At 64.1% G+C, this 18,270-nt stretch carries 18 protein-coding genes, 1 pseudogene and 1 riboswitch; of the genes and pseudogenes, 14 read left to right on the top strand and 5 right to left on the bottom strand.

Annotated features, from left to right (window positions below; translation table 11 throughout):
* Together ctaD and J1M86_RS21950 are read right to left on the bottom strand one after the other, a co-directional pair.
* Positions 1-1,734 (bottom strand): cytochrome c oxidase subunit I (ctaD, locus tag J1M86_RS21955; protein ID WP_206511354.1); only part of this gene is annotated, 1,734 nt, incomplete at its 3' end.
* A 256-nt stretch (positions 1,735-1,990) separates the two neighbouring features.
* A complete protein-coding gene (locus tag J1M86_RS21950) occupies positions 1,991-2,467 on the bottom strand; it encodes a DUF6764 family protein (protein WP_206511366.1) in 477 nt (158 codons plus the stop codon).
* A gap of 238 nt (positions 2,468-2,705) precedes the next feature.
* Here J1M86_RS21950 and J1M86_RS21945 point away from each other — a divergent pair, with 238 nt between their 5' ends.
* Positions 2,706-3,665, top strand: coding sequence for a DUF4349 domain-containing protein (locus J1M86_RS21945; protein WP_075840760.1), 960 nt, complete (start codon positions 2,706-2,708; stop codon positions 3,663-3,665).
* On the opposite strand, the gene J1M86_RS21940 is transcribed toward J1M86_RS21945, so the two are convergent.
* The gene (locus J1M86_RS21940; RefSeq protein WP_206511353.1) at positions 3,662-4,126 is read right to left on the bottom strand and encodes a tRNA (cytidine(34)-2'-O)-methyltransferase; all 465 of its coding nucleotides are present in this window, start codon (positions 4,124-4,126) and stop codon (positions 3,662-3,664) included. The genes J1M86_RS21945 and J1M86_RS21940 overlap by 4 nt on opposite strands.
* Before the next feature lie 33 nt (positions 4,127-4,159).
* On the opposite strand from J1M86_RS21940, the gene J1M86_RS21935 reads away from it, so the two are divergent.
* The 3 genes from J1M86_RS21935 to J1M86_RS21925 are packed head-to-tail and all read left to right on the top strand — an operon-like array spanning position 4,160 to position 5,953.
* On the top strand, positions 4,160-4,768 hold the full coding sequence (locus tag J1M86_RS21935; protein WP_206511352.1) for a pentapeptide repeat-containing protein: 609 nt from the start codon (positions 4,160-4,162) through the stop codon (positions 4,766-4,768).
* A 37-nt stretch (positions 4,769-4,805) separates the two neighbouring features.
* Positions 4,806-5,672, top strand: coding sequence for a bifunctional methylenetetrahydrofolate dehydrogenase/methenyltetrahydrofolate cyclohydrolase (locus J1M86_RS21930; RefSeq protein WP_206511351.1), 867 nt, complete (start codon positions 4,806-4,808; stop codon positions 5,670-5,672).
* Positions 5,673-5,677: 5 nt separating this feature from the next.
* Positions 5,678-5,953, top strand: a complete 276-nt coding sequence (locus tag J1M86_RS21925; protein WP_075840758.1) for a DUF3017 domain-containing protein — start codon at positions 5,678-5,680, stop codon at positions 5,951-5,953.
* Positions 5,954-5,986: 33 nt separating this feature from the next.
* On the opposite strand, the gene J1M86_RS21920 is transcribed toward J1M86_RS21925, so the two are convergent.
* Positions 5,987-7,120, bottom strand: coding sequence for a homoserine O-acetyltransferase (locus J1M86_RS21920; protein WP_307786711.1), 1,134 nt, complete (start codon positions 7,118-7,120; stop codon positions 5,987-5,989).
* Between the two features lie 2 nt (positions 7,121-7,122).
* Positions 7,123-8,460, bottom strand: coding sequence for a bifunctional o-acetylhomoserine/o-acetylserine sulfhydrylase (locus J1M86_RS21915; RefSeq protein WP_075840756.1), 1,338 nt, complete (start codon positions 8,458-8,460; stop codon positions 7,123-7,125).
* Positions 8,461-8,630: 170 nt separating this feature from the next.
* Positions 8,631-8,761, bottom strand: a riboswitch (SAM riboswitch).
* A 224-nt stretch (positions 8,762-8,985) separates the two neighbouring features.
* On the opposite strand from J1M86_RS21915, the gene J1M86_RS21910 reads away from it, so the two are divergent.
* From J1M86_RS21910 to yhjD, 10 genes and pseudogenes are all read left to right on the top strand, one after another.
* Entirely contained in the window at positions 8,986-10,239 is a 1,254-nt protein-coding gene (locus J1M86_RS21910) for an MFS transporter (protein WP_206511350.1), read from the top strand.
* A gap of 162 nt (positions 10,240-10,401) precedes the next feature.
* Entirely contained in the window at positions 10,402-11,091 is a 690-nt protein-coding gene (locus J1M86_RS21905; RefSeq protein WP_206511349.1) for a response regulator transcription factor, read from the top strand.
* Positions 11,088-12,074, top strand: a complete 987-nt coding sequence (locus J1M86_RS21900) for an ATP-binding protein (RefSeq protein ID WP_075840755.1) — start codon at positions 11,088-11,090, stop codon at positions 12,072-12,074. Before J1M86_RS21905 ends, J1M86_RS21900 begins: the two co-directional genes overlap by 4 nt.
* A 170-nt stretch (positions 12,075-12,244) precedes the next feature.
* Positions 12,245-13,573 carry a DUF4173 domain-containing protein gene (locus tag J1M86_RS21895; RefSeq protein WP_307786710.1) on the top strand — a complete coding sequence of 443 codons (1,329 nt, stop codon included), beginning with the start codon at positions 12,245-12,247 and terminating at the stop codon, positions 13,571-13,573.
* 31 nt (positions 13,574-13,604) lie between these two features.
* Complete coding sequence (locus tag J1M86_RS21890) at positions 13,605-13,892, top strand: DUF6412 domain-containing protein (RefSeq protein WP_241260446.1); 288 nt, start codon at positions 13,605-13,607, stop codon at positions 13,890-13,892.
* A gap of 79 nt (positions 13,893-13,971) precedes the next feature.
* Positions 13,972-14,283, top strand: coding sequence for a DUF6412 domain-containing protein (locus tag J1M86_RS21885; protein WP_206511347.1), 312 nt, complete (start codon positions 13,972-13,974; stop codon positions 14,281-14,283).
* Between the two features lie 80 nt (positions 14,284-14,363).
* Positions 14,364-15,254: pseudogene (yidC, locus tag J1M86_RS21880) on the top strand (membrane protein insertase YidC); the annotation flags it as partial.
* A 60-nt stretch (positions 15,255-15,314) separates the two neighbouring features.
* On the top strand, positions 15,315-16,121 hold the full coding sequence (locus J1M86_RS21875) for an exodeoxyribonuclease III (protein WP_206511345.1): 807 nt from the start codon (positions 15,315-15,317) through the stop codon (positions 16,119-16,121).
* Positions 16,122-16,166: 45 nt separating this feature from the next.
* Positions 16,167-17,207, top strand: a complete 1,041-nt coding sequence (gene trpS / locus J1M86_RS21870; protein ID WP_206511344.1) for a tryptophan--tRNA ligase — start codon at positions 16,167-16,169, stop codon at positions 17,205-17,207.
* 52 nt (positions 17,208-17,259) lie between these two features.
* Positions 17,260-18,270: inner membrane protein YhjD (yhjD, locus tag J1M86_RS21865; RefSeq protein WP_206511343.1), on the top strand; the 1,011-nt coding region annotated here is incomplete at its 3' end.

Genomic DNA, 18,270 nt, shown 5'->3' with positions numbered 1-18,270 from the left:
GCGTGCCTGTTCGAGGACTTCGGTGCTCTCGCCGCCATGTGTGCCGGGACCGACGTGGGCTTCGGCGCGCATCCGGTCGACCATGTGCGGGTAATGCAACTCGAACGCCGGACGCTCGGAACGGATACGAGGCAGCTCGGTGAAATTGTGCCGCGGCGGCGGGCACGAGGTCGCCCACTCCAAAGAGTTGCCGTACCCCCACGGATCATCGACGGTGACCACCTCACCGTACCGATAGGACTTGAACACATTCCACACGAACGGCAACGTCGACGCACCGAGCACGAACGCACCGACCGTGGAAATGATGTTCAAATTCGTGAACCCATCCGAGGCCAGGTAATCAGCGTACCGACGCGGCATCCCCTCGTTACCGAGCCAATGCTGCACCAGGAACGTCGCGTGAAAACCGATGAACGTCAACCAGAAATGCCACCGCCCCAACCGCTCGTCCATCAACCGGCCCGTCATCTTCGGGAACCAGAAATAGATACCCGCATACGTCGCGAACACCACCGTCCCGAACACCACGTAATGGAAATGCGCCACCACGAAGTAACTATCGGTGACATGGAAATCGATCGGCGGCGACGCCAACAACACACCCGAAAGCCCACCGAACAAGAACGTCACCAAGAACCCGATCGAGAACAACATCGGCGTCTCGAGCGTCACCTGACCCCGCCACATCGTGAAAATCCAGTTGAAGAACTTCACCCCGGTCGGCACCGCGATCAAGAACGTCATGAACGAGAAGAACGGCAACAACACCGCACCCGTGGCATACATATGATGCGCCCACACCGCAATCGACAACGCCGCGATCGCGATCGTCGCGTAGATCAACCCCGTGTACCCGAAAATCGGCTTACGCGAAAACACCGGAAAAATCTCCGACACGATCCCGAAGAACGGCAACGCGATGATGTACACCTCGGGATGACCGAAGAACCAGAACAAGTGCTGCCACAACAACACACCACCAGTAGCCGGATCGAACAGATGCGCCCCCAGATGACGATCCGCCGCCAACCCCAACAACGCCGCCGTCAACAACGGAAACGCCAACAAAATCAAAATCGACGTCACCAAAATATTCCACGTGAAAATCGGCATCCGGAACATCGTCATACCCGGAGCACGCAAACAGATCACCGTGGTGATCATGTTCACCCCACCCAAAATGGTGCCCAACCCCGCCAACGCCAGACCCATGATCCACAGATCCGCACCCACACCCGGCGAATGCAACGCCGACGTCAACGGCGTATACGCCGTCCACCCGAAGTCAGCAGCACCACCAGGAGTGATGAACCCCGCCGACGCGATCAACGCCCCGAACAAATACAACCAATACGAAAACGAATTCAACCGCGGAAACGCCACATCCGGAGCACCGATCTGCAACGGCAGAATGTAATTGGCGAACCCGAACACGATCGGCGTCGCATACAGCAACAACATGACCGTGCCATGCATCGTGAACAACTGGTTGTACTGCTCATTCGACAGAAACTGCAGCCCCGGAACAGCCAACTCCGAGCGCATCAACAGCGCCATCAACCCACCGATAAGGAAAAACACGAACGAGGTAACGATGTACATGACCCCCAACACCTTGGGATCAGTCGTCGTCACCGCCTTGTGCACGAACGAACCCTTCGGTCCCATCCGCGGCGGAAAAGGCCTCGCCGCCGTCACAGCGGGAGTGGGCCTAGGAGCTAGGGCAGTCACTGATCCTCCTGAAGATGCGAGTCGTCGTCACCGCCTTGTGCACGAACGAACCCTTCGGTCCCATCCGCGGCGGAAAAGGCCTCGCCGCCGTCACAGCGGGAGTGGGCCTAGGAGCTAGGGCAGTCACTGATCCTCCTGAAGATGCGAGTGGTGACATCGTAGACCGGGGATGGCGCAGGTACTACCTTTTGTCGTAGGGCCCCTCCGCCGTGGCGGCGAATCCCAGGCAAGCATCCCCGGTCGGCGTCCCCTTCGGTCAGCTACCCAGCGCGCAGAACTGTCCCGATGCGAGGTTGACCGCCAGGGACCACGTTCCGGCGCAGTCGACACCGGCCTGCTCGGCGGTGGCACCCGAACCCCAGCCCGCGATGGCAATGGTGGTTGCGCCGTTGTCGGCCCAGGAATGTGCGATGCCGCCTCCGAGTGCCCCCGCGTAGGACGTTCCCCCGGCGCGCGAGGCACCGAGCGCCGTGCCGTACCCCGTGGCAAGCGTCGAAGTGTTTCCGCCCGATTCGGCGACGCTGACAGCGGTGCCGCTGTCGGTTGCCGTCGCGCTGGCACGGGCCGCGTCTGTCGCTTTCGCGCCGCAGCTTGCGAAACCGTCGACCTGAATGTCGTTGACTGACGGCGGCGAAACACAGGTCACCGGTGCGGCCCCGGCGACGCCGGTGCCGAGAAATGCGGCAGAGGTTACGCCGCCACCGACTGCGAGAAGTGCTGCAGCGCGGGAGATTCGGCTAACAAAGCGGGGTGAGGAGCCATCCTGGGGTGAGCGGCGAAGAGTAGAGAAAGGCAACGAGGCGGAGAACAACGGGGGGCTCCTTCAACGGAAACTGAGAATGGATCGGTGCGGCACACCGTACCGCGGTTCCGGTGCCGGGTCATCAGTGAATCTTCCCTATGCGTGTAACAATTGGGCATTCACCTCGACCCTCGCCCGACCGGGCCGCCGTGCACTACCATCTGCGAGGATGAAGCGCTGCTTGTTTGCTGCCCTGGCCGGATCGTTCCTTGTGCTCGCCGGTTGCAGTGGCAACGATGGTTCGAGTGGATTCGACGGTGGGTCCGAGATCGGGCGCAGCATGTCGCCCGTCGATTCTTCGATGGCCTCACCCGCGGTGGCCCCCAGCCCGGAGGGAGGCGATCCGCTCAGAGATCAGGCTCAGCCGGCAGCCGAGCGCAAAGAGGTTGTCACCGGGCAGATCTTCGTCACCACGCCGGACCCGATCCAGGCCTCTCGAGACGCCGCCGCGCTGGTGGAGCAGGCCGGCGGGCGCGTCGACAATCGAACCGAGAACGCCGAGACCGACTATTCGGCTGCCAGCAGTTCCCTCACCGCACGCATCCCGGCCGAGGATCTCACCGGGACCGTGGACCGCATCTCGGCCCTCGGCGAGGTCACCAGCATCAACCTCACGCGTGATGACGTCACGATGCAGTACCGAGATCTCGACGCCAGGACGGCTGCTCTGCAGTCTTCGGTCGATCGATTGAGGGCGCTGATAGCCGAAGCGACCAACACTGCAGATCTGATCGAGGCGGAGTCCGCACTGTCCAGTCGGCAGGGGGAGTTGGACAGTCTCGTTTCACAACGGAACTACCTCGCCGACCAGGTGGAGTTGTCCACGATCACAGTGCAATTCGACACCGACGAGGCGACGCCGGTCCGCGGTCCCGACAACTTCTTCGATGGAGTCGTCGCGGGCTGGAACTCCTTGATCGACGCGGTCCAGGACGGCGTGGTCAACCTCGGCCGCGCGATCCCGTGGCTGGGTGCGCTCACCATCGGTGCCGGGATCGTCTACGGTCTCGTTCGCATCATCCGGCGAAAGCCGGGCAGTGCGAACGACACCGATACAGCCGACGACACCGATACAGCCGACAGTACGGAGCCGGACGCGAAGACCGAAGCCGAACGCGACTCGTCCTAGACGCTTCCCTCGAAGCCGTGCTGCCGCCACGCCTCGTACATGACCACCGCGGCGGCGTTGGCCAGGTTGAGCGATCGCCGTCCAGGAAGCATCGGAATGCGTAGTTTGTCGGTGATGTGCTGGTCGTCCAGTACTGCGTCAGGGAGTCCAGTGGGTTCCGGCCCGAAGACCATGACGTCGCCGGGAACGTACTCGATTTCGGTGTGAAACCTCGTCGAGTGTGCGGTGTACGCGAAGGCCCGCACCGGCGCGAGTGCCGTCCACGCGTCGGCGAGATTCTCGTGCACGGTGACGGAAGCAAGGTCGTGATAGTCCAGCCCCGCCCGTTTCAGTTTCGGTTCCGACATGTCGAAGCCGAGGGGGCCGACCAAGTGGAGTTCACACCCGGTGCCGGCGACGAGGCGTATCGCGTTGCCGGTGTTCTGTGGAATGCGGGGTTCGAAGAACAGGAGTCTGAACACCCGGTTCACTCTGCCACCACCTTCCGGGGAAGGATGGCGCAGGTGGATCACGAACAGTTTGTCGGCGAGGATTACGCCGACAGCGACCTCGGTAGAGAGCACTGGACGGGGCGCGCATACCAATCCTGCACCTTTCGCGACGCCGATCTGAGCGGGCTGAAGACCACGTCGGTGGTATTCACGAACTGCGATTTCACCGGTGCCGACCTGACCGAGTCAGTCCACGTCGACTCGGCATTTCGCTCGTGTACGTTCACCCGGACCAACCTCCAACACAGTGTGTTTCGGCATTCGACCCTGATCGGGTCGACATTCGTCGACTGCAGGCTTCGTCCGGCGACGTTCGACGAGGTGGACTTCACTCTCGCCGGTCTGGGCGGGGCAGACATGCGGGGCATGGACCTGTCCGGATGTCGAATGGTGGAGGCGAACATCGTCGAAACCGATCTCCGGAAAGCGACGCTCACTTCTGTGGACCTGACCGGTGCTCGTACCTCCGGTGCCAAGCTCGACGGTGCGAACCTCCGTGGGGCTCGCACCGACGCCGACTTCTGGGTGACTGTCTCGCTCGTGGGCGCCAAGATCGAGTTCGTGCAGGCTGTCGCTTACGCGCGGGCTCGCGGACTCTCCGTCGAGGGTTGATCGATCCGGCGCGGACCCACCTGGAACAATGGCGGCTGTGACTGCAACGGTTCTTGACGGCAAGGCAACGCGCGACGAGATTTTCGTCGATCTGATCAGGCGGGTGGAAGCGCTGCGTGAGCAGGGCGTGGTCCCCGGGCTCGGCACGATATTGGTCGGCGACGACCCCGGTTCTGCGGCGTACGTCCGCGGAAAGCACAACGACTGCGCCAAAGTGGGAATCACCTCGATTCGTCGCGACCTCCCGGCGGACGTTACTGCGGCCGAGCTCGATGCCACCATCGATGAGCTCAATGCCGATCCTGCGTGCACCGGCTACATCGTGCAGCTTCCACTGCCGCGTCACCTCGACGAGAACGCGGCGCTCGAGCGCGTCGATCCGTCGAAGGATGCCGACGGGCTGCATCCAGTGAACCTCGGCCGTCTGGTGCTGGGCAAGGAGGCACCGCTGCCATGCACTCCGCGCGGAATCGTGCACCTGCTACGCAGGTACGACGTCCCTATCAACGGCGCGCACGCCGTCGTCGTCGGCCGGGGTGTGACGGTGGGGCGCCCGATCGGATTGCTGCTCACGCGCAAGTCGGAGAACGCCACGGTTACTCTGTGCCATACCGGCACCAAGGATCTCGCAGCCGAGGTATCGCGAGCCGACATCGTCATCGCCGCGGCCGGTGTACCCGGAATCATCACCGCCGACATGGTCAAGCCGGGTGCCGCAGTGCTCGACGTCGGCGTGACCAGAACAGATGACGGCTTGCGCGGCGACGTGGCACCCGACGTCGCAGAGGTCGCGGGGTTCCTATCACCCAATCCGGGTGGCGTCGGGCCACTGACCCGCGCGTTTCTACTGGCCAACGTCGTCGAGCGGGCCGAGCAGTCGCTTCGCTCTCGGGCGACGGTCTGACCCGGATGCGCAACCAGATCCGCAAGAACCTACCGCTGCTCGTGGTGTTGATCGTGATCGTCGCGGCGCTGGTGCTCGTTCTTGCGGATCGGTGGCGACGCGGGTCCTTCATCCTGGGTGTCGCGACCGTGCTCGCCGCCGGCTTTCGGTTGTTCGTGCCCGAGAACCGGATCGGGTTGCTCGCAGTGCGGAGTCGCGCTTTCGACGTGTCGGCACTCGCCCTCGTCGGCGGCGCGATCGTGTTTCTGTCCGCTTCCATCGACCCGCTCGGCACCGACTGACCCTGTCGCCAGGTCCAGTCGGCGCCAGTCGGTTCAGATGGCCCGGGCGTGCTCCATCGTTGTGCCCAGGAGTTTCGCCACCGCTGCGGCCTCGGTGAGGAAGCCGTCGTGGCCATCGCGCGATTGGATGACCTCGAGGGCGCGGCAATCGGGCAACCCGCGCGCGATCTCCTTCTGCTGCCGAAGCGGATAGAGGCGATCGGAATCCACCCCGCCCACGATCGTGGGCACCGTGGCGCGCGCTAGGGCAGCGTCGATACCCCCGCGCCCGCGTCCGATGTCGTGCCTGTTCATCGCCTCGCTCAGCAACACGTATGTGCCGGCGTCGAAACGGTTGGCGAGTTTGGCTGCCTGGTGCTGGAGGTAGCTCTCGATGGCGTAGCGGCCACCGGTCCACGGATTCTCGTCACCCTGCGCGGAATTGGCGAACCGCAGATCCAGCTCGCTTTCCGTTCGGTACGTCAGGTGCGCGATGCGCCGAGCGATGCTCAGCCCGGCCCGCGGGGATCGGCCGGTGCCGTGGTAGTCCCCACCCTGCCAGTTGGGATCGGACACAATGGCCTCGATCTGCGTGGTCTGCGTCCCGATCTGATCGGCAGTTGCCCTGGCGCCGACCGCGAGCACGAGTGCCGCGCCCACCCGCTCCGGGTTGCCCACGATCCACTCCAACGTCCGCATGCCGCCCATGGAACCTCCGACCACGGCCGCGAAACGTTCGATGCCCAGAACGTCGGCAAGTGCGGCCTCGGCAGCTACCTGGTCCCGGATCGAGATGTAGGGGAACGCGCTGCCCCATGCCCGCCCGTCGGCTCCGATGGAACTCGGTCCGGTGGTGCCACCGCAACCGCCGAGAACGTTGGGTGCGATCACACACCATTCGTCGGTGTCGATCGGTGCGCCCGGTCCGACCATGCCGTTCCACCATCCCGGCAGCGCATGGTCGGCGTCGGCCGGCCCGCTCACGTGTGAATCACCGGTCAACGCATGTTCGACCAACACGACGTTGTCGCGGTTCGGGGACAGTTCACCCCACCGCTGCACCGCGATCGTGACCTGCGGGAGGGACGCGCCGCTCTCGAGATCCAGGCGGCCGATGTCGATACTGCCGAGCCGCCCGTCCGGCGCGGGAAAGTCCGCGTCCGGACGGGCGTCGTGCACAGAGCCGATGGTCAAGACGCCGCCGCTGCGAATCCGCGTTCGAGGTCGGCGATGATGTCGTCGACCCCCTCGATGCCCACAGCCAACCTGACCAGGCCCGGGGTGACACCCGAGGCCAACTGCTCCTCCGGCGTCAACTGCGAGTGTGTGGTCGAGGCTGGATGAATGACGAGTGAACGCACGTCTCCGATGTTAGCGACATGACTGTGCAGGCTCAGCGCGTCGACGAACCTCTTGCCCGCGTCGACCCCGCCCTTCAGTTCGAACGCGATGATCGCGCCCTGTCCCTTCGGGGCAAGCTGCTGGCCACGCTCGTACCACGGCGAGGACTCGAGGCCTGCGTAGTTGATGGCCTCGACCTCGCTGCGGGCTTCGAGGAACGCGGCAACCTTCTGCGCGTTCTCGACGTGCCGCTCGATACGCAGACTCAGTGTCTCCAGGCCCTGGCTGATGAGGAACGCGTTGAACGGTGACACAGCGGCGCCGATATCGCGGAGCAATTGCACGCGCGCCTTCAAAGCGAACGCGGGTGCTCCGAGTTCGGCGAAGACGACACCGTGATAGCTCGGGTCGGGGGTCGTGAAATTCGCGTGGCGTCCCTGTGTCCAGTCGAATGTGCCACCGTCGACGATGACGCCGGCGATAGCGGTGCCGTGCCCGCCCAAGTACTTCGTGGCCGAATGCACCACGATGTCGGCTCCGTGTGTGAGTGGCTGAATCAGGTAGGGCGTGGCCACGGTGTTGTCGACGATCAGGGGAATCCCGTTTTCGTGCGCAACAGCCGAGATGCCCGGAATGTCGAGGATGTCGTTCTTGGGGTTCGAGATCGTCTCACCGTAGAACGCCTTCGTTTCCGGGGTGATCGCGGCACGCCACTGCTCGAGGTCGTCGGGATCCTCGACGAAATCGACCGTGATTCCCAGCTTCGGGAGCGTGTAGTGGAACAGGTTGTAGGTGCCGCCGTACAGGCGCGGGCTCGACACGATGCGGTCACCGGCCTCCGCGATGTTGAGGATCGCGAGCGTTTCGGCGGCCTGGCCGGAGGCGAGCAACAGCGCTGCCACGCCTCCTTCGAGGGCAGCGATGCGCTGCTCGACGGCGTCCTGCGTCGGATTCATGATGCGGGTGTAGATGTTGCCCGGTTCGGCGAGCCCGAACAGTGCAGCGGCGTGGTCGGTGCTCTCGAACGTGTAGGACGTGGTCTGGTAGATCGGTAGCGCGCGCGCCCGCGTGACACCGTCGGCGTTCTGGCCGACGTGGATCTGCTTGGTCTCGAAACTCCACGATGCGGTGGGGTCTTCGATGGGCGCGCCTGCTGCGTCGACTACGTCAGGGGTGTTGTCGGTCATGTGCTGATAACTCCGTCTTCGAGGAATGTTGGTCGATTCGAATCGGCTCCCGCATGAGAGCCGGGCGGGGTCTATCGAGACAACAACACATCGTCAACCTCCTCATGGGCCTTCTGCCAAGTCGTGCCCGGTCAGTGGGCCCGTCGAGGCTGGTTGCCATCCTCGGAGCGGACCCGCGCTTGTTCTCCGGCCACGCGGTGGTGCGTGACCGATTAACCAGGTCTTTTCACCCGGGGCACCCCACCGCGGTTGGAGGGTTGCCGGCCAGCAAGCCGGGGCTTGAACGCTGACACTCATGACCTGGTGGGAATCCTAGCGGGAGCTTCCGCGGCAGCAAACAGCGACATTGCCCTTCCGGTGTCCGGGGACCTGATCACCTGCTCGAGTGAGGACAATCACCGCTTCGTAGGTGCAGGTTTCGTCGCCGCGGGGATGAAAATGGGAGCCACGGGCGTTCCCTACGGTGGTTCGTTCCACTTCCTGCCTCGTTCGAGGCGATTCATTCGATACGAAGGTTGTTCTGCTGTGACTGTCACCGATTCGGCTTTCGCCAAGAATGTCAGCGCTGCGCGCGACAGAATGTCGAACCCCATGGCCGCCGGGGACAGATCACCGTCGACGCGTCGACGCTTGGCGATGCTTGCCCTCTCGATCGGCGGTTTCGGTATCGGTACCACCGAATTCGCGTCGATGGGGTTGCTACCCGATGTGGCCGCGACCATGAACATCACCGAACCGGTTGCTGGGCAGATGATCTCGGCCTACGCGCTCGGAGTGGTAGTCGGTGCACCTCTGATTGCGACACTCGCGGCGCGAGTGCCGAGGCGGGTGCTGCTGATCGTCCTCATGGTGGCGTTCATGCTGGGCAACCTCGGAACCGTGTTCGCGCCGAGCTTCGGCGAACTGGTGGCATCGCGCTTCGTTGCAGGTCTGCCGCACGGTGCCTACTTCGGTATCGCTGCTCTCGTCGCCGCTCATCTGGCCGAGCCGGGCAAGCGAGCCAAAGCAGTCGCGATGGTGATGATGGGCCTCTCCGTCGCCAACGTCGTCGGCGTGCCGGTCGCGACGTGGCTCGGACAGGCATTCGGGTGGCGTAGTGCGTTCACCCTCGTTGCTGTAATCGGTGCGCTCACGGTGACGGCGCTGATCCTGTGGATGCCGCGACTGGACGGCATGCCCACCACGAACCCGATCACCGAACTGGGCGCATTGCGACGCAGCCAGGTCTGGATGACTCTCCTCGTCGGGGTCGTCGGTTTCGGTGGAATGTTCGCCGTGTACACCTACATCGCGTCGACACTGACCGATGTCGCTGGTCTCGCCAGGGCGTTCGTGCCGGTCGCCCTGATGATCTACGGCGTCGGCATGGTCGCCGGCAACTACGCCGGCGGCTGGCTCGCGGACCGATTCATGCTCCGCGGCGTCTTTTTCGGGCTGTCCGCGATGGCGGTGTTCCTGGCCGTGTTCGTGGCCGCAGCCCACAACGGCGTCACCGCGTTGATTCTGATCTTCCTGATCGGCGCCTCGGGTTCGTCGGTCATTCCGGGTCTGCAGACCCGTCTGATGGATGTCGCCGACGATGCGCAGACCTTGGCGGCCTCGCTCAACCACGCAGCCTTCAACCTGGCCAACGCTCTAGGAGCTGCCATCGGCGGCGCAGTGATCGCTGCCGGTTTCGGTTACACCGCGCCTGCCGCAGTCGGCTCCGTGCTCGCCGTCGCCGGCCTTGTGGTCCTGGCGACCGCGATGCGGATGCAGCGGCGGGCCGACGCGCTCTGAGTCTCTCTGCCGAGATCGAGGTTGTGCCGCAAATTCGCCGGATTTCGATACTCAACCTCGATCTCGGCAGGAGGGGCAGGAGGGGCAGGAGGCGGGGGATCTCCACCGAACCTCCACATTTCCTGCCGGATCCCTCCGCAGCAGCCCTCTAGTGTCGGAGGCATGAACCGCACCGTGCTCGTCGTCGATGACGAACCGACCATCTCGGATGCTCTCGCGGCACGGCTCCGCGGCGAGGGTTTCGATGTGATCATCGCAGCAGACGGACCTTCGGCTGTTGCAGAGTGCGCGCGGACCACGCCCGACCTGGTCGTGCTCGATGTGATGCTGCCAGGTTTCGACGGATTGGAAGTGTGCCGCCGAATTCAGGCGGACCGGCCTGTCTCGGTGCTGATGCTGACCGCTAAATCCGAGGAGACCGACATGCTGGTCGGCCTCGGGGTCGGCGCCGATGACTATCTGGCCAAGCCGTTCAGCATGCGTGAGCTCGTTGCACGCGTACATGCGCTCATTCGGCGCGCGGACAGAAATGCCTTATCTGCCGACCTGCCGATGTCGACACCGGCAACGAGCGTCGGCCCGATACGGATCGACCACGACGCCCGCACGGTGTCGAACTCGGACGGTGTAGTACATCTGACGCGCACGGAATTCGATATCCTGGTGTTCCTCTTGCACCGCCCACGCAAAGCCGTGGCGCGCGAGACACTGCTCGCGCACCTGTGGGGCTGGGAGGACTCGGCCGGTAGCCGGACCGTCGACAGTCATGTCAAAGCTCTGCGACGCAAGCTCGGTGGCGACCTCATCCGTACGGTGCACGGGTTCGGCTACGCGCTGGAAGTGCCGAGATGACACCGACCGCCCTCGGCCGGAGGTTGCCCCGACCCCTCGATCCGTTGAGCTCGTTCAAACTCAAGGTGTCTCTGATCGTCGGCATCGTGTTGGTAGTCGCCAGCATCACGTTCTGGTTCGGCGCCGGCTGGCAGTTCCGGTACGCGCTCTTGGCCGCCTTGGTGATGTCGCTGGCCGCGACGCAAGTTCTCGCCCACGGGATGACCTCGCCGTTGCGCGAGATGACCGCGGCAGCCAAAGCCATGGCCAGGGGCGACTATTCGACGCGTGTCCGCGCGACCTCACGCGACGAGGTCGGCCAACTCGCGGAGGCGTTCAACACGATGTCGACCGACCTCGAAGCGGCGGACACCTACCGACGCGAACTGATCGGCAACGTCTCGCACGAGTTGAAGACGCCCATCGCAGCGTTGCGCGCCGTCCTCGAGAACATCGCCGACGGTGTCACCGAGCCCGACCCCCGAACACTGGCGGTGGCGCTGCGGCAAACCGAGAAGCTGGGCGATCTCGTCTCGGAACTGTTGGACCTCTCCCGGTTGGAGGGTGGCGTTCTGCAGCTGAAACCCGAGCAGTTCGGGGTGCACGATTTCCTCGCCGAGGTCACTGCGGGGCAACCCCGCATCGCGCTCGAAGTCCACCCGGTCGACCTCGCCGTCCGTGCTGATCGCTCGAGGTTGACGCAGGTGGTCACCAATCTCGTCGAGAACGCGGTCCGGCACGCGCCCTCTGGCACCGACATCACGGTGTCGGCGGTCGAGACGCGCGATGGCATAAACCTCGACGTCGTAGACGACGGGCCGGGAATAGCACCGGCCGAGCGCAATACGGTGTTCGATCGGTTCACCCGGGGCGGTGCGACGGGCGGCGGAACCGGCCTCGGCCTCGCTATTGCCCGTTGGGCTACAGAGCTGCACGGCGGAACGATCGAAGTGCTCGATCGTTCGACCGGTTGTCACATCAGAGTCTCCATTCCACACTCCTGAGTCCGCTCGATCCCCGCGACGCACGTCTTCATGTCGTGACGTCGGTTTCAGTCCTGCCCGAACGAGGAAAGAAGACTGTCTTGACCACCGTTGAGCACTCGCAAGACCGGACATCCGGAACACCGATAGCCCCCATCGGACTCTCACTCTGGCCGCGCAGGGTTTGGCCCGTGCGACGCTATGCCGCTGTCTCTCGATTCACCCTGGTCGGCGCCGTCGTCACGGGCCTGCTCGGCGCGGCTGTCCTTGGTTCTCCCGGCATCGGGTACCCGATCGTCGCCGCAGCGGTGCTCGTCGTAGCGGCATCTGCGCGTCCCGGTCGGCTCACGTGGTGGCATGCGTTCGGCGCGGTAGCTGTTCTCGCTCTCACCTCGGTCTCGGTGTTTCGGGCCGCGGAGTGGTTGGTGACCCTCGCGACCTGGCTGGCCGTATTCGTCGCCGGGGCCGTCCTGTCGACGTCGTGGACTTGGACGGGGACCGTTCTCGGTGCAATGACGCCGGTGTTCGTTCCGGTTCGGGTTCTGCGATGGACGAGGCGAGGCACCCGCAGGTTGGATACCGGCAGCGTGAAGCCGGGGCGACTGGTGTTGGTCGCTGCGGTGACATCGTTGCTCGTACTTGTCTTCGCGGCGCTCTTCGCCGGTGCCGACCCACAGTTCGGGCGGCTCGTCGATTCGCTGACTCCGGAATGGGATCTGGGCGCTGCATTCGGGCGACTCGTTGTCTTCACGCTCGTCGCTGGCGGTGCGCTGGCTGCGGCATATGTTGCCTTCAATACGCCGCGTTTCGACCTGGTAGCGCCTCGGCCACGTCGCACGCTTCGGCTGTGGGAGTGGACGATTCCGCTGGGATCGCTGGTCGCTGTGTTCTGCGCCTTCGTCTTCGTGCAGCTACGGACCCTGTTCGGAGGTCAAGAACACGTGATGGTTACCGACGGCCTCACCAACGCCGAATACGCGAGGCAAGGATTCTGGCAGCTGTTGGCGGTGACGGCACTGACTCTGCTGGTCATTGCAGTCACGGTCGGAAAGGCGCCGCGCATCTCGACGGCGGATCGACTGGCCCTGCGCATATTGGTGGGCGCTCTGTGTCTGCTGTCCTTGGTAGTGGTCGCCTCGGCGCTGCACCGGATGTCGTTGTACGAGCAGCAATACGGATACACGACGCTACGCTTGTTCGTCACCGCGGTGGAGCTGTGGCTGGGTTCGGTGTTCGTGCTGATCATGATCACGGGTCTCCGGATGTCTGGTCGATGGCTGCCGCGCGCGGTGGGTGTGGGGGCGGTGTTGACGGTGCTCGGCCTCGCGGCGCTGAACCCCGATGCCTACATCGCTCGCCACAGCGTCGAACGATTCGAGCAAACAGGGAAGATCGACGTCGGCTATCTCTCCCGGCTTTCGAGCGACGCCGCGCCCGAACTGGACCGACTGCCCGAGCCGTACCGGAGCTGTGTCGACACCGGGCCGTCGACGAATGCGTCGTGCCTCCCTGGGCGCTAAAGTGAGCGGGCATGAGCAGGAAGGAGCAGCGATGAGATACATGAGCTCGATTTCGACGTATCTCGTTCTGCTTTTGCTGCTCGCCACCGTCCCTGGTTCGACGGCCGGTGCGGTCGCGTTCGGCCTCGTCTTGACGGCAGTGGTGGTCACCGTCGTGGCCACCACAGGCCGTGATTCGCTGACAGCGATGCTGTTCGGCGTCACGCACGGCCCTGCGGCAGATCAACGTCGGCGCGGGGCATTTCGCCGTCAGGACCGTCCGAACGAAGCAGGCAGGCCGATGCCCCGCGCTCCCGGCGCGTTGGTGGGGGCCCTCTAGAGCACCGCACCAGGGCTTCCCGACACACCGTCAGCGGTACATCACCCGCCCTTCGTCGGAAGTCGCCTTCATGTACTTCATGAGCTCATTGCCTGCGTTCGCCTGTGCCCGGCGTTCGATCAGCACGGTCCTGTCCATAGTGGCGACCGTCGCGCTGATGTTTCTTCTCGTCGTCGACCACGAGCCCGGTGGCCAAACGTCGCTCGTCGCTCTCGCGCTCGCAGCTCTGGTCGCGCTCGCGGTACTGCATTCGGCGTCGGTCTCGTGCGTCGGACCCAGGGCTTCGCGCGCTCCTGCCGAGGACACCCGATTACGAGGTAGCTTTCGTCGCCAACACCGTCCCGACACACCGGGACGTCCTATGCCCAGAGCACCCGGACCGGTCACCTGACCGGTCCGCCTTCCCTCGCTTCGGGGAGTGCGCTGCCGGTCGAGATTTCCACGACCGACAACACACCAAGGGGTGCTCCCATGCTCGACTTCGTCTACTACCCGGTGTCCGGAATCCTCTGGTTCTGGCACACGGCTTTCGGTTCGGTGCTCGGTCCCGACAACGGGATCAGCTGGGCACTGGCCGTGGTGTTTCTCGTGTTCACCGTCCGTGTTCTGCTCTACAAACCGTTCGTCGGCCAAATCCGTCGTCAACTTGCCCTGAAGTCGCTGCAACCGCAGATGAAGGCGTTGCAGAAGATGCATGCCGGCGATCGCGCTCGCCAAGGGGCAGAACTGCGGAAGTTGCAGAAAGAACACGGGGTGAACCCGCTGCTCGGTTGTCTGCCGATGCTCGTGCAGGCACCGGTGTTCATCGGACTGCTGCACGTGCTGAGGTCGTTCAACCGCACCGGCACCGGTTTCGGTCACCTCGGCATGTCCGCTCAGGACAACGCGAGCACGGCCAACTACTTCTTCAGCGCCACCGACGTGCAGTCGTTTCTCGGCGCCCGCCTGTTCGGAGCGCCGATCTCGGCGGCGATCACCAATCCGGCCGACACTCTCGCGTCCTTCGCCCAGTTCGGCGGGATACCGTCGGCGTGGGCCATCGCCGCGGTGGCAGTTCCGCTCATGGTGATCGCTGGTGTGGCTACGCACTTCAACGCTCGTGCCTCGATAGCGCGCCAGGACGACGCGGCACGCAGCAACCCGCAGACCGCAATGACAAACAGGATGATGCTCTGGATCCTGCCGGCCGGCGTCCTGATCGGTGGACCGGTGCTACCGGTAGCTGTGCTGCTGTACTGGGTGAGCAACAACGTGTGGACGTACGTCCAACAACATCTTGTGTATCGGCGAATAGACCGGGAGCAGGCAGCGTTGCCCGTGCCGCAATCCGCCGTCACTGCGCCCAAACCAGGCGCCAAACCTCAGCGCCGACGGTGAAGGACCGTTCCGTGTGTGTCGGTCGCGTCCGCTACCGTGCCTTCCGTGCCTATCACCGTCTCCACAGTCAACGTCAACGGAATCCGTGCTGCCGCACGCAAGGGAATGCTGCCGTGGTTGGAAGCGACCGATGCCGATGTGGTCTGCCTTCAGGAAACGCGCGCCGACGACGGTGAGCTGACCAAGGCCCTGGCCCCCGCACTCGACGCAGGCTGGCACCTCGCCTCCGCCGCGCCGTCGGTGAAAGGACGCAACGGCGTCGCTGTTCTCTCCCGCACGGCTCCCGACGCCATGCGGGTGGGAATCGGTGCCGACGAGTTCGCGGAGGCCGGACGCTATATCGAGGCCGATTTCGGTGACGTCACCGTCGCGAGTTTGTACCTGCCGTCCGGTGAGGTCGGTACCGAGCGACAGGAGGAGAAGGAGCGGTTCATGGCCGCATTCGCCCCGTACCTGACGGCGCTGGCCTCGACAGCGCAGGCCGCGGACCGCGATGCCGTGGTGTGCGGTGACTGGAACATCGCGCACACCGAGCGCGATATCAAGGCGTGGAAGACCAACCGCAAGAACTCGGGGTTCCTCCCCGAGGAACGTGAGTGGATCTCGGCGCTTCTGACCGACGGCGCACCCTGGCGGGACGTCGTGCGCGATCTTCATCCCGACGTGGACGGCCCGTACAGCTGGTGGTCCTATCGCGGAAAGGCATTCGACAACGACGCCGGATGGCGGATCGACTACCACCTGGTCACCGACGCTCTCGCCGAACGCGCAAAAGACGCGGTCACCGAGCGTGCGGTGGCCTACGACCAGCGATGGTCCGATCACTCGCCAGTGACGGTCAGGTATCGCTAGAGCCTGGAAGAAAAGACCTTCTCGCGTCGTGAAAAGATCATGAGCATGTCTTCTCCTGCATCATCCGACACACCTCAGGGGCCGCGCCAGCGCGTCCTGTCCGGCATCCAGCCGACGGCGGACTCGTTCCACCTCGGCAACTACCTGGGTGCCGTGCGTCAGTGGGTGGCATTGCAGGACGACTACGACGCGTTCTATTTCATTCCAGATCTACACGCCATCACGGTGCCGCAGGATCCCAAAGCGCTACGGCATCGCACCAGAATCGCGGCAGCGCAGCTCCTGGCCGTCGGCATCGACCCGAAGCGCTCGACTCTGTTCGTGCAGAGTCAGGTCCCGGAGCATGCGCAGCTGGCGTGGGTGCTCAACTGCATTACCGGGTTCGGCGAAGCGGGGCGGATGACGCAGTTCAAGGACAAGTCGGCCAAGCAGGGTCGCGATCAGACCACGGTGGGGCTGTTCACCTACCCGGTATTGCAGGCCGCCGACATTCTGCTCTATCGCCCCAATCTCGTTCCGGTCGGCGAAGATCAGCGTCAGCACCTCGAACTGACGCGCGATCTCGCGCAGCGCTTCAACACCCGCTTCAAGAAGACCTTCGTCGTTCCGGACGCACACATCGTGAAGGGCACCGCCAAGATCTTCGATCTGCAGGAGCCAACGGCGAAAATGAGCAAGTCGGGGTCGAACCCGGCCGGCATCGTCAACCTTCTCGACGATCCGAAGGTGACGGCGAAGAAGCTTCGCTCGGCGGTGACCGACAACGACCGGGACATAGCCTTCGACCCGGTGAACAAGCCGGGCGTCAGCAATCTGCTCAACATTCAGTCGGCATTGTCCGGCAGCGCGATCGACGACCTCGTCGAGGGATACGCAGGCAAGGGCTACGGCGATCTCAAGTCGGACACGGCAGATGTCCTGATCGAGTTCGTGACCCCGCTGAAAGCCGCCGTCGATGGCTATATGGCCGACATCGCCGAGCTGGATCGCATCCTCGCAGACGGCGCAGACCGGGCGAGGGAGGTAGCGTCACGAACGTTGACGCAGGTGTACGAACGGGTGGGGTTCCTGGCACCGCTTTCCTGACAGCAGGGAACTCACACCGGGTCCCGAGCTTCGAGGGGCAGACATCGAGAGGGTGATCGTCGTTCCCGACTTCAAAGCAATCTTGCAGCGGCGCCGCGAGCAATGGCCGTGGTTCGATCACACGGTCCGCGCGGCGCAGCGGTACAAATCGCAGAATGGCGACTATTACGCCGCCGCGATGACCTACTTCAGTGTGCTGGCGCTTTTTCCGCTCCTGATGGTGGCGTTCGCGGCAGCCGGATTCGTGCTGGCGGGCCAACCTCAATTGCTCGACGAGATCAGCGACCAGATCACGCAGAACGTTCCGGGAAGTTTGGGCGAAACGATCAACACTCTCGTCGACACTGCGATCGAGTCGAGGACGAGCGTCGGCATCCTCGGTATCCTCGGCGCGCTCTACGCAGGATTGGGGTGGATGGCGAAACTGCGCGAGGCTCTGACGGCCATGTGGGAGTCCGTGCACGAGGACGGCAGCTTCCTCGCCACCAAGTTCAAGGATCTCCTGGCACTGTTCGGGCTCGGTGCCGCTCTTGCAGTGTCGCTGGGATTGTCGGCGCTCAACGGTGCCTCGGTGATGCGCAGTCTGCTCGAACTGGTCAACCTGGACGGCGTCCCTGGAGTCGATATCGCGCTCCGCGTCCTGTCGGTGGTGCTGGCAGTCGTCGCTACCTGGGCTGTGTTCGTCTGGGTTATTTCGCGGCTTCCTCGGGAACCCGTTCCGATTCACAGCGCCTTGAAAGGCGCTCTGATCGCCGCGATCGGGTTCGAGGTTTTCAAGCAGATCGCGGCGATCTACCTCGCGTCGGTCACCAACGGCCCCGCCGGGGTGGTGTTCGGCCCGATCATCGGTCTTCTGGTCTTCGTGTTCACCACGTCGCGATTCCTGTTGCTGTCAACGGCTTTTGCTGCCACCACCGAGGAAAGTATGGCGCTGGCGTTCGTGCCACCACCGGAACCGGCAGTCATCACTCCTCGCGTCGAGATCAACGAGGGGCCGACGGTGAAGAGCGGCATCGCACTGGTTGGAGCGGGGGCGATCGCGGGAGCGGTGCTGGGGCGGTGG

The organism is Rhodococcus sp. KRD197, assembly GCF_017168235.1.
Taxonomy (GTDB): domain Bacteria; phylum Actinomycetota; class Actinomycetes; order Mycobacteriales; family Mycobacteriaceae; genus Rhodococcoides.
Note: the sequence above shows the minus strand (reverse complement) of the source record. Positions and strands in the feature narration are given on the sequence as shown.

What these genes read in the sequence shown, in the direction of transcription:
- trpS (WP_206511344.1), top strand. Translation starts at nt 16,167, where the DNA reads ATGTCTTCTCCTGCATCATCCGACACACCTCAGGGGCCGCGCCAGCGC.
- J1M86_RS21885 (WP_206511347.1), top strand. Translation starts at nt 13,972, where the DNA reads ATGAGCTCATTGCCTGCGTTCGCCTGTGCCCGGCGTTCGATCAGCACG.
- J1M86_RS21935 (WP_206511352.1), top strand. Translation starts at nt 4,160, where the DNA reads ATGGCGCAGGTGGATCACGAACAGTTTGTCGGCGAGGATTACGCCGAC.
- J1M86_RS21900 (WP_075840755.1), top strand. Translation starts at nt 11,088, where the DNA reads ATGACACCGACCGCCCTCGGCCGGAGGTTGCCCCGACCCCTCGATCCG.
- J1M86_RS21905 (WP_206511349.1), top strand. Translation starts at nt 10,402, where the DNA reads ATGAACCGCACCGTGCTCGTCGTCGATGACGAACCGACCATCTCGGAT.
- J1M86_RS21925 (WP_075840758.1), top strand. Translation starts at nt 5,678, where the DNA reads ATGCGCAACCAGATCCGCAAGAACCTACCGCTGCTCGTGGTGTTGATC.
- J1M86_RS21915 (WP_075840756.1), bottom strand. Translation starts at nt 8,460, where the DNA reads ATGACCGACAACACCCCTGACGTAGTCGACGCAGCAGGCGCGCCCATC.
- J1M86_RS21945 (WP_075840760.1), top strand. Translation starts at nt 2,706, where the DNA reads ATGAAGCGCTGCTTGTTTGCTGCCCTGGCCGGATCGTTCCTTGTGCTC.
- J1M86_RS21890 (WP_241260446.1), top strand. Translation starts at nt 13,605, where the DNA reads ATGAGATACATGAGCTCGATTTCGACGTATCTCGTTCTGCTTTTGCTG.